16 protein-coding genes are annotated in these 13,832 nt (G+C 56.9%); 11 read left to right on the forward strand and 5 right to left on the reverse strand.

Annotated features, from left to right (window positions below; genetic code table 11):
- Nucleotides 1-326 precede the first annotated feature (326 nt).
- Nucleotides 327-1,187 (forward strand): Tim44 domain-containing protein, encoded by an 861-nt coding sequence (locus AB5Y90_RS16275; RefSeq protein WP_005335275.1) that lies wholly within the window; start codon nucleotides 327-329, stop codon nucleotides 1,185-1,187.
- A gap of 425 nt (nucleotides 1,188-1,612) precedes the next feature.
- Here the strand turns inward: AB5Y90_RS16275 and slyD are convergent, their stop codons facing one another.
- Both slyD and AB5Y90_RS16285 read right to left on the reverse strand, forming a co-directional pair.
- Complete coding sequence (gene slyD, locus AB5Y90_RS16280; protein WP_005348264.1) at nucleotides 1,613-2,284, reverse strand: peptidylprolyl isomerase; 672 nt, start codon at nucleotides 2,282-2,284, stop codon at nucleotides 1,613-1,615.
- A 143-nt stretch (nucleotides 2,285-2,427) separates the two neighbouring features.
- Nucleotides 2,428-2,631: a YheV family putative zinc ribbon protein gene (locus AB5Y90_RS16285; protein WP_005335287.1), complete on the reverse strand. Its 204-nt coding sequence runs from the start codon at nucleotides 2,629-2,631 to the stop codon at nucleotides 2,428-2,430.
- A gap of 39 nt (nucleotides 2,632-2,670) precedes the next feature.
- On the opposite strand from AB5Y90_RS16285, the gene AB5Y90_RS16290 reads away from it, so the two are divergent.
- The 3 genes from AB5Y90_RS16290 to AB5Y90_RS16300 all read left to right on the forward strand — a co-directional run bounded on the left by AB5Y90_RS16290 (nucleotide 2,671) and on the right by AB5Y90_RS16300 (nucleotide 5,435).
- The gene (locus AB5Y90_RS16290; RefSeq protein ID WP_368167263.1) at nucleotides 2,671-3,330 is read left to right on the forward strand and encodes a hypothetical protein; all 660 of its coding nucleotides are present in this window, start codon (nucleotides 2,671-2,673) and stop codon (nucleotides 3,328-3,330) included.
- A 152-nt stretch (nucleotides 3,331-3,482) separates the two neighbouring features.
- Entirely contained in the window at nucleotides 3,483-4,382 is a 900-nt protein-coding gene (locus AB5Y90_RS16295; RefSeq protein ID WP_204380156.1) for a chemotaxis protein, read from the forward strand.
- A gap of 66 nt (nucleotides 4,383-4,448) precedes the next feature.
- Nucleotides 4,449-5,435 (forward strand): hydrolase, encoded by a 987-nt coding sequence (locus AB5Y90_RS16300; RefSeq protein ID WP_368167265.1) that lies wholly within the window; start codon nucleotides 4,449-4,451, stop codon nucleotides 5,433-5,435.
- Here AB5Y90_RS16300 and AB5Y90_RS16305 read toward each other — a convergent pair.
- On the reverse strand, nucleotides 5,414-6,565 hold the full coding sequence (locus AB5Y90_RS16305; RefSeq protein ID WP_368167266.1) for a membrane-associated sensor domain-containing protein: 1,152 nt from the start codon (nucleotides 6,563-6,565) through the stop codon (nucleotides 5,414-5,416). The two genes, AB5Y90_RS16300 and AB5Y90_RS16305, sit on opposite strands and share 22 nt — an antisense overlap.
- A gap of 97 nt (nucleotides 6,566-6,662) precedes the next feature.
- On the opposite strand from AB5Y90_RS16305, the gene AB5Y90_RS16310 reads away from it, so the two are divergent.
- Genes AB5Y90_RS16310 through AB5Y90_RS16320 form a run of 3 tightly spaced genes read left to right on the forward strand, consistent with a single transcriptional unit; the run spans nucleotide 6,663 to nucleotide 8,359 of the window.
- On the forward strand, nucleotides 6,663-6,887 hold the full coding sequence (locus AB5Y90_RS16310) for a YheU family protein (RefSeq protein WP_005335298.1): 225 nt from the start codon (nucleotides 6,663-6,665) through the stop codon (nucleotides 6,885-6,887).
- Nucleotides 6,888-6,939: 52 nt separating this feature from the next.
- A complete protein-coding gene (locus tag AB5Y90_RS16315) occupies nucleotides 6,940-7,809 on the forward strand; it encodes a phosphoribulokinase (RefSeq protein WP_005335299.1) in 870 nt (289 codons plus the stop codon).
- Nucleotides 7,810-7,825: 16 nt separating this feature from the next.
- On the forward strand, nucleotides 7,826-8,359 hold the full coding sequence (locus tag AB5Y90_RS16320) for a DUF4136 domain-containing protein (protein ID WP_005335300.1): 534 nt from the start codon (nucleotides 7,826-7,828) through the stop codon (nucleotides 8,357-8,359).
- A 141-nt stretch (nucleotides 8,360-8,500) separates the two neighbouring features.
- Here AB5Y90_RS16320 and AB5Y90_RS16325 read toward each other — a convergent pair whose 3' ends face one another.
- Nucleotides 8,501-8,797, reverse strand: a complete 297-nt coding sequence (locus AB5Y90_RS16325; RefSeq protein WP_040067985.1) for an MliC family protein — start codon at nucleotides 8,795-8,797, stop codon at nucleotides 8,501-8,503.
- 93 nt (nucleotides 8,798-8,890) lie between these two features.
- Nucleotides 8,891-9,295, reverse strand: a complete 405-nt coding sequence (locus AB5Y90_RS16330; RefSeq protein ID WP_076494982.1) for an OsmC family protein — start codon at nucleotides 9,293-9,295, stop codon at nucleotides 8,891-8,893.
- Nucleotides 9,296-9,595: 300 nt separating this feature from the next.
- Here AB5Y90_RS16330 and crp point away from each other — a divergent pair, with 300 nt between their 5' ends.
- The 4 genes from crp (at nucleotide 9,596) to AB5Y90_RS16350 (ending at nucleotide 13,793) form a co-directional block, all read left to right on the forward strand.
- Nucleotides 9,596-10,234, forward strand: a complete 639-nt coding sequence (gene crp, locus AB5Y90_RS16335) for a cAMP-activated global transcriptional regulator CRP (protein WP_005335304.1) — start codon at nucleotides 9,596-9,598, stop codon at nucleotides 10,232-10,234.
- Between the two features lie 125 nt (nucleotides 10,235-10,359).
- Nucleotides 10,360-11,160 (forward strand): putative RNA methyltransferase, encoded by an 801-nt coding sequence (locus AB5Y90_RS16340; protein ID WP_368167269.1) that lies wholly within the window; start codon nucleotides 10,360-10,362, stop codon nucleotides 11,158-11,160.
- A gap of 337 nt (nucleotides 11,161-11,497) precedes the next feature.
- On the forward strand, nucleotides 11,498-12,622 hold the full coding sequence (locus tag AB5Y90_RS16345; RefSeq protein WP_368167271.1) for a porin: 1,125 nt from the start codon (nucleotides 11,498-11,500) through the stop codon (nucleotides 12,620-12,622).
- An 83-nt stretch (nucleotides 12,623-12,705) separates the two neighbouring features.
- Nucleotides 12,706-13,793 (forward strand): IS3 family transposase gene (locus tag AB5Y90_RS16350; protein ID WP_368166423.1). Its coding sequence is split into 2 segments (ribosomal slippage): nucleotides 12,706-12,958 and nucleotides 12,958-13,793, totalling 1,089 coding nucleotides; the frame shifts between segments, so codons are not numbered across the junction.
- Nucleotides 13,794-13,832: the final 39 nt, after the last annotated feature.

The following is a 13,832-nucleotide window of genomic DNA, read 5'->3' on the forward strand; positions in this document are numbered from 1 at the left end:
TACAAAAGAAAGCCAACTACGGCGAGCCCTATCTGGCGGCTCATACCATCATAAAGGGCCAAACCAGAGTCTGCTCTACCTTGACCATTTTGATTTTGCTTCGCATTTTGCGCTCCTTGCGACTCAATCTTCTGCTTTTCATCGGGTTTACTCCTCTTGTTTGACGCCGCATCGCGGCAACCTCGTTCATGAATAATTCATGCCAGAGGTGATATTGATGAATACAAGCTGCGACACAATTAGGGACAGGCAGCCTGCCATGCGCCTTGCTGAGCTTGCCAAAGCGGAGCATGCCCCACCCACAGACGAGAGTGAAAAGAGTCAAAATGAAAAAGATGCTGACCCTGTTTGCCGTGATCCTGGCCATTGGCCTGGGGGCACCTCACGCCGAAGCCAAGAAATTTGGCGGCGGCAAATCCTTTGGTAAAAGTTACAAAACTGCGCCGGCCCAGCCTGCGGCCAAACCGGTCGACAACAAGAATCCGACACTGAATGCCCAGACTCCGCCGAAAAAGAGCGGCATGATGGGCGGCCTGCTGGGCGGCCTGCTGGCCGGTGGCCTGTTTGCCTACCTGCTGGGCAGCGGTGCCTTTGAAGGTCTGCAAGGAATGGACTTCCTGCTGATCGCCCTGCTGGCGCTGGGTGCCGTGTTCCTGATCCGAACCCTGCGCAAGGGCAAGGTCGCGACGCCACAGCCACAACAGGCGGCCTATGCGGGCTATCAGCCACCGCAATCCGCGGCCCCGCAACAGTTTGAGCAGAGCAACAGCGCACCGCAAGCCACCGGCTTTGCCGACAGCGACGTGCCGTTCCGCCTGCCGCCGGGCTTTGACATGAACAGCTTCCTGGCCGGTGCCCGCGATCACTATCGCACCCTGCAAGAGGCGTGGAACAAGAACGATCTGGAAAAGGTGCGCGAGTACGTCAGCCCCGAGCTTTTTGAGCAGCTCAAAGCCGAGCGCGCCGAACTGACTGGCGACCAGCACACGGAAGTAATGTATGTGGATACCCAGCTGGTACGCGCCGACTACGGCAGCGACTGGGCTCAGGTGAGCGTGCGCTTCAGCGGCCGCTACATGGACCGTCAGGAGCAGGTCGAAGAAGACATCAAAGAGGTGTGGCACCTCGAGCGCGATCTGGCCAAGAACAATGCCCCTTGGCATATCGTCGGTATCGAGCAGCTGTAAGGCTTCACGCCAATCAGTTAGTCACTAGACACAATAGCCAGTCAGTTAAGCCTGACTGGCTTTTTTTATAGGGCACAACGAGACCAAATAGAGACTGACGCTGGCTCGTTATAGCTGTTGGGGCATGAAGTAACTTGGTCATATTGTGCTGATGATGACACCGATTGATGACTCGTTTGCAGATGGTGTTTGCGCTCCGTACAAAAGCCCCATCGCGGACCCGAGAGGGAATAATGTTGAGCATTAACCAAAAATAAGCAGCCCTGTTAGCTTGGGAAAAGCCGCGAGCCTATTTGACAGACATAAAAAATCCGAAGCCAGAACAACCGGCTTCGGATTTCATCATCGAAGGAGGAGCAATTAATGAGCATTAATTGCTCGGTATGACTCCTACGGCAGATTTTTTATCATCGGCATGGCCGTGATCAGTGGTGATGGCCCTTGCCACCACAACCGCCGCCACCGCAGCAGCCGCCGTGACCATGGTCGTCACCGTGGTCGTGGCCATGATCGTGACCGTGGCCAGCACCGCCGCAGCAACCGCCCTGGCCGTGATCTTCATCATGGTCGTGACCATGACCGCCACAGCAGCCGCCGTGATCGTGGTCATGACCGTGATCGTGACCGCAACCACCGGCACCGTGAACGTGGCCGTGAGCCAGCTCTTCGGCAGTGGCAGCACGCACGTCCTTGATCTCGACCTTGAAGCCCAGAGTCACACCAGCCAGCGGATGGTTGCCATCCACTTTGACGAACTCTTCGGACACTTCAACCACGGTCACAGGACGGTGGCCATCGTCGGTTTCAGCCACAAAAGTATCCCCTTCGGAGACTTCCATGCCGTCGAACAGCTCGCCCGGTACTTCTTGTACCAGGGTCTCATCATATTCGCCGTAGGCCTGGCTCGGTGCCAGAGTCACTTCGAAGGCTTCACCTACCGCGCGACCTTCCAGCTCGGCTTCCAGGCCTGAGACCAGGTAACGGGTGCCGTGCAGATAGACCAGCGGCTCTTTGCCGACAGTGCTGTCGATGACTTCACCGTGCTCGTCGGTGACTGTGTATTCCAGCGTAACCACGCTCAGAGGAGCTACTTTCATGTCAGGATCCTGCGGATAGAAAAAAACGGGCTCAGAATACCCTAAAAAGCGGGCCGCGCATATGCCGTGCGGCGCCACTGAGTGACGAAAAAAACGGCAGCAGCGTCAGCAAGGAGACCCGCATTCCACCCGCAGTTCCCTTATCAGGGGCGAAACACCCCGATCACCTCTTCCGCCTCGCGAGTCTGCTTGTCGACCTCGGCAGGCGTTTGTACCTGGGTATCGCCACAGGCGACGCAGGTCACCTTCTCGACTCCATGCTCCAGATACAGCATCATGTTGTCCAACTTGCCGCACGCCGGGCAAACTGCACCGGCAATGAAGCGTTTTTTACGTCTGGTTTCCATATTTGTTACCTCCAGGCAGCATCATATCAGGGTTTTTACATGCATCACGCCATCGAGTATCACCATTTTTCCTGCCAGGGCCTGCACGCCGGCAACCGCAAACGAACTCCGGTCGGGCAGCTGTTGCGGATCACCCGGGGCGCCGCGCTGCTGAGACTGGGCCAACATGAGCTGTTGCTGCCGGCAGGCAGCAGCTTCTGGCTCTGCGCCGATGCCCTCGCGGCCTTCAGCCCCCTCAGCGGTTGCGAGTACGATCAGCTGAATGTCTCTTTGCGCGTGGCTCAGCCGCAGCAGGCTGGCTGGCTGCAGACCACCCCGCTGCTCGATGCCCTGCTCGACTCGCTGGCCCGGTGGCATCGTCCGAAAGAGTGGCAAGGGGCCTACGGTCAGCGACTGCAGGTGATCCTAGATGAGCTGCAACAGTGCGCCATCAGCCAGCAGGGTCACGGTGAGCTGCAAGCCTGCTGGCAAGCGCTGGCCAATGGCCAAACGGAGTCTCTGCAACTGTGGGCACAACAAGCCGATGCGCCGGTGGAAGGGAGTGAATTGCAACAACAGTGGCAACTGCTGCAGGCGCTCAGATTGCTCAAGGGCGGCAGCAAACCCGCGCAGGTGGCCAGCAAGCTGGGTTATGCCGATGAGACCGCATTGCAAGCGGCCTGCCAGCAGTGGGGCGTTGGCGAGGATGGCAATCAATAACCGGACGCCGATGGAATACGCCAACGAAATTGGCTGAATGAGTCCAGTTTTTTGCCAGATGGTCGTTAACAAGGAAGGGCCATTCCCCCCGTAATCCTTTATGCTAGAGGCCTGAAGTGACTGCCAACGTTTCGACCAACAGGACATCTGCCATGACGAGCAAAGCCAATCAATCCCAAGGCATGTTGCTGTTTCACCTTTCAGCCAAACAATCCTTTGCCATCGGTACCCTCAAGGTGAAGGAGATAGTGCCCTACACCCAGCTGACGGCAATGCCGCACTCGCACCCGACCGTGTTGGGAGCTGCCAATATGCGCGGCTCCACCATTCCGGTAATCGACATGGCGATGGCGGTGGGCTATCGCCCCATCAGCAAGGAGGAGATGCCCCACTGTTTCATCATCATTACCGACTGCCGCCGTACCCTGGTGGGCTTTCTGGTGCGAGGCATCGATAAAATCACCGAGTGCAACTGGCGCGATATCGAATCGCCCCCCGCCTCCCTCGGCCACAATGTGTTTGTAACCGGTGTGACCCGGGTCAATGACCAGCTGATCCAGCTGCTGGATGTGGAGCTGATCCTCTCCCGGGTCTATCCGGACGATCCGAGCCACCTCTATCCGGTACTGACCGATGTGCAGCGGGAACGGATCAAGCCGATGCGGATCCTGCTGGTCGATGACTCCTCGGTCGCCCGCCGTCAGCTGATGGCTGCCCTCGACTACATCAATATCCCCTATGAGGTCTGCACCAATGGCAAGGATGCACTGACCCTGATGCAGGAGCGGGCGAGCCAGAAGACCCCCATCGACATTCTGGTGAGCGATATCGAGATGCCGGGGCTCGATGGCTATGAGCTGGCCTTCGAGGTGCAGAGCGACAGCAAACTGGCGGGGGCCTACATCATCCTGCACACCTCACTCTCCAGCGAGATCAGTGTGGAGCGGGCCCATCAGGTGGGTGCTCATGAGGCGCTGACCAAGTTCGAGGCCAACGAGCTGATCCAGGCCATGCTGCGCGGCGCCGAACATCACGATCGCCTGCTGAAATAAGCCAATGACTGGCGGGAGGAACACGCCTCCCGTCCTCCTTATCTTCGACCCAGACCGACTGACCCCATGCTGACCGAGAGCCACTTCCACGCCCCCTGGTGGGCACTCAATCCTCATCTGCAGACCATATTGCCCAAATGGCTGCGCCGCACCCCTGCCCGTTTTGTGGCGGAGCGGTTTGAACTGCAGGATGGGGACTTTGTCGACCTCGCCTGGAGCGGGGAAGTCAGCCTTGATGAACGGCCGCTGATAGTGGTGTTTCACGGGCTGGAGGGAAGCATTCACTCCCACTACGCCAAGGGATTGTTCGCCCACCTGCAGCAAGAGGGCAGAGAGGCCGTGCTGATGCACTTTCGCGGTTGCAGTGGCGAGCCCAATCGCCACCTGCAGGCCTATCACTCCGGCGCCATCGGTGATGCGCAGGAGCTGATTGCCGAGCTGAGCCAACGCTTCCCAGGCAAACCGCTGATCGCCATCGGCTTTTCACTGGGTGGCAATATGCTGGTCAACTTGCTGGCACGGGCCTGTCCTGCGGCATTGAAAGCGGCAGTGGTAGTCTCGGCCCCGCTGCAACTGGCCAGCTGTGCCGAACGGGTCAATCAGGGTTTCTCAAAGGTCTATCAGAACTATCTGCTGCGTACCATGCGCCGCAATTTGCTCAGCAAGATCAGCCAACAGCAGAAAGCGAGTGAACGCTGGCAGCCCCGGCAAGTGGAGCAGATTGCCACCCTGCGCGATTTTGACGAACTGGTCACCGCGCCGCTGCACGGCTTTCACAGTGCCAGCCACTACTACCAGAGCTGCTCGGGACTACCGCTGCTGGCTCAAATCCCCATCCCGACCCTTATCCTGCACGCCGCCGACGATCCCTTTATGTCACACGCAGTCATTCCCCGACCGGATCAACTCTCGCCCACGGTGCGCTATGAGCTGAGCCAGCGCGGCGGCCATGTCGGCTTTCTGCACGGCACTCCGTGGCGTCCCCGCTTCTGGCTGGATGAGCGGATCAGCCGCTGGATTGCCGAAAAGAGTCACTCTGCAACACAGAACTGATTGCGTCCCGACTCCTTGGCCCGATAGAGCGCCTGATCGGCCCGCTCCAGCAACTGGCTAACCCCTTCGCCAGACACTGAGCAGGCAATCCCCTGACTCACCGTCACCCAGGGGGCAACATCGGACGCCAGATGCTCCAGCTGCAGGCTGGCCAAGCCATCTTGCAGCCGCTGCGCCACGCTGGCCGCCGCCTGACGGCCGGTATTGGGCAGCAGCAGCACAAACTCCTCTCCGCCATAGCGGGCAACCAGATCAGATGGCGTGCGTACCGCACGGTTGAGCGCTTGTGCCACCTCCTTGAGGCACATATCCCCCACCTGATGGCCGTAGTGGTCGTTGAAGCGCTTGAAATAGTCCACATCGATCAGGATGAGCGATAGCGGAGCGCCGCTCTCCTGGCTATGGGCTAACGCGCGATCCAACTCGATATTGAAATGCCGCCGGTTGGCGACACCGGTCAGAGGATCTTGCTTGGCGAGCTGATCAAGTTTGCGTAGCAGCGTCAGATTTTCATGCTCCCGCATGATCGCCAACTCAAACCAGCGGTGCAGCATGCGGCGGCCGATCTCCAGCGCAATCACGCCAAACAACACGCCAAGCAGGTAGATCTGTGGAAAATCGACGCGTAAAAAGAGTTCCAACCCCACACCCACCGTCATCGGGCCCAAGAGATAGCCATAAAACACCTTGCGATCGGGATAAAACGCAATGAGCGCAGCCAGCAGGTTGAGCCGCATGATCCCGTTGGCATAGCTGACCCCTCCCCGCAGCTCCACCTGACCAATCGTGTAGATGTGCAGCGTCCAGAGTCCGCCCCATAGCACCATCACAAGCGCAGCCATCCGTAACCAGAGGCGATCCTGCAGATGGTCACAAAAGAGGCTGACAACAGGTAGCAGCAATAGCACCACCATGACCAGGGCCAGCTCACTCTGAAAGCGCCAGGGCAAGCTGTCATCACTGGCTAGCCCGACCTGGCTGTAAACCTCGTAGCGTATCGAAAGAAACAACACCACCAGCCAGTTCAACAACCAGAACCACACCATGCCTCGGGCGATCGCCTCTCGACGTGCGCTGTCCAGATGCTCAGTCAGGGTTAACGGCGCGCTGCGCTGCGCTTCAGACAACATCTCTCAGACTCCGGTGAAAAGGTAAAAAGTGATTGCATTCGCGGGATTCAACACAACAATAGCCTGACGATCACCTCTTTTGCTGTGAGACCTTTAAATGATCATTCCCTGGCAAGAACTGGACGGCGACACCCTGACCAACCTGATCGAACACTTTGTGTTGCAGGAAGGAACCGAATATGGAGAGCAGGATGTACCGCTTGGCGTCAAAGTCGATGCAGTGAGAGAACAATTACAGCAAGGCAAAGCTGTCATCGTCTATAGCGAGCTGCACGAATCGGTGAATATCGTGATGAAAGACCGCTTCATCGAGCAGTCTTGACCCAACCGCAATCCGGACCTTATAACGGAATTCCCAAGGAAGAGAGAATCCCATGTCGGCCAAGCACCCCATTATTGCTGTTACCGGTTCGTCCGGTGCCGGCACCTCCACCTCCACCAACGCCTTTCGCTCCATGTTCCATCAACTGGGATATACCGCGGCTGTGGTGGAAGGTGACAGTTTTCACCGCTACACCCGACCGGAAATGGATGTAGCGATCCGCAAGGCGCGCGAACAGGGGCGTCATATCAGCTATTTTGGCCCTGAGGCCAATGACTTCGGGCTGCTGGAGAGCTTTTTTCAGGGCTATGGGCAGGATGGCAATGGCCAGTATCGCCGCTACCTGCACAGCTTTGACGAGGCGGTGCCCTTCAACCAGATGCCCGGCACCTTCACCCCCTGGCAGCATCTGCCCAGCAATACCGATCTGCTGTTTTATGAAGGGCTGCACGGCGGTGTGGTTACCGAGGATCACAATGTGGCGCGCCACGTGGATTTTCTGATAGGTGTAGTACCCATCGTCAACCTGGAGTGGATCCAGAAGCTGATCCGCGATACCTCGGAGCGAGGGCATTCTCGCGAGGCGGTGACCGACTCCATCGTTCGCTCCATGGATGACTACATCAACTTCATCACCCCGCAGTTCTCGCGCACCCATATCAACTTCCAACGGGTGCCGACGGTGGATACCTCCAACCCCTTCAGCGCCAAGGTGATCCCGAGTCTGGACGAGAGTATGCTGGTGATCCGGTTTCGCGGTATCAAGCAGGTGGATTTCCCCTACCTGCTGTCGATGATCGATGGCTCATTCATGTCGCGGATGAACACCATAGTGGTGCCGGGTGGCAAGATGGGCTTTGCGATGGAGCTGATCCTGCGCCCGCTCATCCAGCAATTGATCGAAACCGGCAAAATAACCTGATTCAAAGGAGTTCACGATGCGGCTTGCTTATCTCTCTGTGGCACTGCTCGCCCTGCTTGGCGGTTGCAGCAGCGGGCCGGCGGCCCCCACGCTGGAGTCCGGCACCATGCTGGTTCGCCCGATGGGCAACTGGACCTATGGTGCAACCCCGCGCTACGCCCTGGCCGAACAGTATCAATTTGCCGGTGAGTTGGCGGAAGGGTGGCTGGAGCCGATGCAGCAGGCGGTAAGCCGGGAGCTCAATGGCAAGGGATGGCAGAGTGCACCGCTCGACGAGGCGGATCTCTGGGTCGCCATCGGCGTCGCGGGCGGCAAGGATATGAGTGACGGCGAGATTTTCGCCCGCCTTGGCATGACACCCGGGGTATATGCCTCGGCCAACCAGCGCAAAGGGTCGCTGGCCATCGTGCTGCTCGATCGTAAAACCCAGAAAGCAGTCTGGAGCAGCATCATCCAGCTGACCAGCGACGTGAGCATTGCAGATAGCCAGCGCCAGGCACTCAGCCAGCAGCTCGCGGCCGAGCTGCTCAATCGCGTCCCCACCAACTAGCGCTTGTTTAGTGATAACGGATGGATAGAAAAACGGCTTGCCTCCCGGCAAGCCGTTTTTTGTGGTCTCAACCTCTTGACCCAATCCGGCCTAGGCCAGACCCGGGCATAAAGCCGCACACCTTCAGCTATCTGTGGTCACTTATTTAAGCGTACAGGTCAGCAGTGTGACCCCTTTCTGGGTGAGGAGAGCCTGTTTGTCCTGATTCCAGAAGGTGGTGACGCTGTCGGAATATTTGGCGCCAGACTCTGACTCCACACGCGCCAGCTTGTGGTAAACCCCGGCATAGGGGAACTGCACCATGTCAGCCTGAGCATCATAGGTAACGGCCAGCATCTCTTCGCCACACTGGTATTGGCTGTATTGATACTGGGTAGGTTGCGGGCTGCTGCACGCCGCCAGACCCAAAAGGGGAAGCAGAGCGATCAATTTTTTCATTGCACTTTCCTTATGTAATGGCTTTATGTCATGGCCTTGTGCAGTGGCCTTACGTAACGGCCTTATGCCAGGGTACCAATGAAACTATCGTTATCAAGCTTCAACAATTTGATAACTATGGGTAATTTGTACCGCTTTTTCCAACATCAGGGAAACAGAACAGTATTTTTCCATCGACAGATCCACCGCTCTGGCCACCTGTTTCTCTGCCAATCCCTTGCCCGTCACCACGAAGTGCAGATTAATCTTCTCGAAAACCCGGGGCACGCTATCGACCCGTTCGCCACTGACATCGACATGGCATGCGGTCACCGACTGGCGCGCTTTTTCGAGGATGGAGACCACATCAATGGAGCTGCAGCCACCGACCGCCAGCAGGATCATCTCCATCGGGCTGGCCCCCTCACCGGGGTTGGCACCATCCAGGATCACCTTGTGACCGGATTCACTCTCACCCACAAACTTCATCCCTTCCATCCAGCTGACCTTGGCTTTCATCTCGCACTCTCTCCTGTTAATCATGATGATGGATCCCTAGCATAACCCAGTCGCTTATCTCTGCCGAACAGGGGGAGTTGGGATGGAAATAGATCAAAATCAACATATCCGACCTCTATCTTCCCTAGAATGGCCGAAGCGGCGCAGCAGGCATTACTCAAAGGGCTCTGTCAAAAGCCCGCAAAGCCTTGTCAGCACAGGCAAAGGCTCTTATCCTACTGCGACCAATACAAGGAATGGCAAGATTGGCAGCTTGCCCGGACGCACAAGTCCATAAAAAGACACTACAGAGGAATTCTCATGGTCATTGGCAAACCGCAAAGCGATCCCACCCTGGAATGGTTCTTGTCGCACTGCCACATTCATAAGTATCCCGCCAAGAGCACCCTGATCCATGCGGGTGAAAAAGCGGAGACCCTCTACTACATCGTCAAGGGCACTGTGGCCGTCTTGATCAAGGACGATGAGGGCAAAGAGATGATCCTCTCCTATCTGAACCAGGGTGATTTCCTGGGCGAGATGGGGATGTTCGAGGAGAACGAGAACCCCGAGCGCTCCGCCTGGGTTCGCGCCAAAGGCTCTTGCGAAGTGGCAGAGATCTCCTACAAGAAGTTCCGCCAGCTGATCCAGGTCAACCCGGACATTTTGATGCGTCTCTCTGGCCAGATGGCCAAGCGCCTGCAACACACCAGCCAGAAAGTGGGTAACCTCGCCTTCCTGGATGTGACCGGCCGGATCGCCCAGACCCTGCTCAACCTGGCCAAACAGCCGGATGCCATGACCCACCCGGATGGCATGCAGATCAAGATCACCCGTCAGGAGATCGGCCAGATCGTCGGCTGCTCTCGTGAAACCGTGGGCCGCATCCTGAAGATGCTGGAAGAGCAGGAGCTCATCTCTGCTCACGGCAAGACCATTGTGGTATTTGGCACTCGCTGATGACCCGTCCGCAGGCCTGACTGAGGCCTTGGGATAAAAAAGGCTGCTACGGCAGCCTTTTTTGATCCTCTCCCCTATAATCCCGAACGCCCTTCACTGTTCCGGCATTCGCCCAGAGAGTTACTATGCACCTTCAATGTCCCCGCTGCCGCAGTCCGCTCCATCTTCATGAAGCCTCCCAGGGGCGCTATTGCGACAACAAGCATCACTTCGATCCGGCACCGGAAGGTTATCTGGATCTCATCCCCGGCAAGAAAAACCCCAAAGACAGCGACAGCCGTGCCCTGATGCGCGCCAAGCACCATTTTCTGGAAGCCGGCCACCAATTGCCGCTGGTTGAGGCCATGGCCGGCCTGCTCGCTCCGCTGGCCCCACAAGAGCTGATCCATCTTGGGTGCGGTGAAGGCTACTACTGCCGCGCGCTGGCAGAGCGCCTGCCCGGCTGGCAGTTTGCCGGGGTTGATATCGCCAAGAACACCATCTTTGCCGCCAAAAAAGCGCAGCCGGACGGCCAGTTTGTCATTGCCGATCCCGCTCGCGCGCCGTTGCAACCGGGCTCTGCTCAGGTGCTGCTGGTCAACGATCTCAAGGTCAAGACTGAACAGCTGGTCAGCTGGCTGGCCCCCGGTGGCTATCTGCTCTATCTGCAGCCGGGTCCCCGTCATCAGTGGCAACTGCGGGTCAGCCTCAATCCGGTGAGCATGGAACACCCTCTCAGCTGGCCAACCCTCGGCGGCCTCAATCCGGTGACTCAACAGCGCTGCCAGTTCAGCCTCATCATGGATCAGGCAATGCGCAGCTTTATTCTGGAGACCAGCCGTCTTGGCTGGCGGGCAACCGGTGAGCAGCGTCACGCTTTCGCTCAACAGGGCCCGAATGAACTGGAACAGGATCTGCTGCTGACCCTGTGGCAAAAGCCCATCTGATCACTGGGGGGAGCCTTGCAAGGCTCCCCACGTTTTTTCCCCGCCCCCATTCTCCCCTGCGTGATCTAGCTCACAACTTGAGCCATCGACCTTGTTGCTCAGAACAGCCTTGATGTCAAAAAAGTCACTAGAAAATAATTCATTGAATTTAATCTCTTTTTATCTTGTCAAAAACCGTCACACCCAGTTTTGATAACGACCTTGTCACCTCAATTAAACAACGATGGATTCAGGCCCAGTCAAGGTTGGGACGCCTACCGTGTGGCTATCGGACCATTTCCGATTTCACAGAACCGACAACAAGTTCGGAAGTGTTTACATCAGAGGAATAACGCATATGAAGAAGTCTGCACTGACTATTGCCATCTCCAGCCTACTGCTGGCGAGCGGCGCCCATGCTGCTACCGTTTACAACCAGAACGATACCAAGCTGGAAATCGGCGGCCGTGCTCAGGGTATGTACTACGGTACTGATGACAACGGTTCCGAAGGTGACCAGAGCTACTTCCGTCTGCACGTTGCTGGCGAGACCAAGATTGCTCCCGAGATGAAGGCGTTCGGCTTTGCCGAGTACAACCTGCCGACTTCCGGTTCTGACAACGACGAGCTGCGTTATGCCTATGCCGGCATCAAGCACGACCGTTTCGGCGCCTTCAGCTATGGTCGTCAGGATGGCCTGTTCACCAAGGCCGTCAACAACTATACCGACGTCCTGCCTGAGTGGGGCGGTGACGGCCTGGGCAAAGATACCGAAGTATTCGGTACCGGCCGTACCAACGGTCTGGCCCAGTACATCTACACCTATCAGGGTCTGACCCTGGGTGCCCAGTTCACCGGTAACAATGATCCGCAGAACTCTGGTCGCACTGCGACTGATAAAGATTTCAGCGTTGACCACGTAGACGGAACCACTATCGCTGATAACGCAACCTGGAATAGCACTGGCTCCAAAGAGGGCTTCGCAGTTTCTGCCAACTACGATTTCGATATGGGCCTGAGCCTGGGTGCTGCCTATAACCAGGCTGGCAAGACCGACGAGCAAGCTCGCTATGCAGCCTTCGGTGGCGACAAGGATGCCAAGCTGATGGGCTTTGGTGCCAAATATGCAACTGGCGACCTCTACCTGGCTGCAACCTACTCCCACGGTGAAGACCACCTGTTCGCCAAGAACGGTTACGCCGAGAAGATGGATGGCTACGAAGCCGTTGCCCAGTACAGCATTGGCAAGTTCAAGCCTTCTCTGGCCTACCTGCGCACTGATGTAAAAGACACTGCTCACGGTATCGATGATACCTACACCGAGTACGTATCTATCGGTGCCTGGTACAACTTCACCGAGAACTTCAACGCCTACGTTGATTACAAGCTGAACCTGCTGGACTCCGTAAATGGCAAGTCCACCAACTCTCTGGGCCAGAACACCGACGACGTAGTCGCGGTTGCCCTGCAGTACAACTTCTAAGTAATTGGAAGTGGTAATCCCCCCGAAAAACTGGGGTGCTCATAAGTAGAATTTTCTCGTATCTTGAACGCAGGAGGTTCTACATGAAAACATCACGCTTTAGCGATGCCCAAATCATCGCCATTCTCAAGCAAGCCGAGTCCGGTTCACCCGTCCCCGAGCTGTGCCGTGAGCATGGCATCAGCTCCGCCACCTTCTACAAGTGGCGCTCCAAATTCGGTGGCATGGATGCCTCCCTCATGGCTCGCCTCAAAGAGCTGGAAGAGGAAAATCGTCGCCTCAAGAAAATGTATGCCGAGGAGCGCCTCAAGGCCGAGATCATAGCCGAGGCCATGGCAAAAAAGTGGTAACGCCATCTGCCCGCAAGGAGATGGCTACCAAGGCCGTAACGCACTTCGCCATTTCTGTCCGGCAGGCCTGCAACCTCTTCAAGGTCAGTGAAGGCTGTTATCGCTATCAACCCGTGCTTGCCGATGAAAACCTGCTTATTGCGGATTGGTTGCTGCGTATCACCGACAGCCAGCGCAATTGGGGCTTTGGCCTCTGCTTCCTCTATCTACGCAATGTCAAAGGGTTTGGCTGGAACCATAAGCGGGTCTACCGGATTTATCGGGAGCTTGAACTGAACATGCGGATCAAACCCAAGAAGCGACTGGTGCGTGAAAAGCCGGACGCATTGGCCGTGCCAGACAAGCCCAATCAGTGCTGGTCGATGGATTTTATGCATGACCAGCTCAGTGATGGCCGGTCGGTGCGACTGTTTAATGTGATCGATGACTTTAATCGCGAGGCGCTGTGCATAGAGGTTGATTTTTCATTGCCAGCCTCGCGGGTCAAGCGAGCCCTGGAGCAGGTGATCGAGTGGCGTGGCAAACCAGCGATGATCCGGTGTGATAATGGCCCGGAATATATCAGCGAGGAGCTCAAGGAGTGGGCGATGAAACAGGGGATCACCTTGGGGTATATCCAACCTGGCAATCCCCAGCAGAACGCGTACATAGAGCGGTTTAACAGAACGGTGCGTTACGATTGGTTGGCTCATCACCTGTTTGGCACACTGGAGGAACTACAAGAATTTGCAACGCAATGGCTGTGGGTTTATAACCATGAACGGCCCAACATGGCGCTAGATGGCTACACACCGAAACAGCATCTGGCAAAGGCTGCATGACCTCTACTTTTGAATGCTCCTAAAAATGGGGGGATTACC

The organism is Aeromonas sp. R4-1 (assembly GCF_040908325.1).
GTDB lineage: Bacteria > Pseudomonadota > Gammaproteobacteria > Enterobacterales > Aeromonadaceae > Aeromonas > Aeromonas veronii.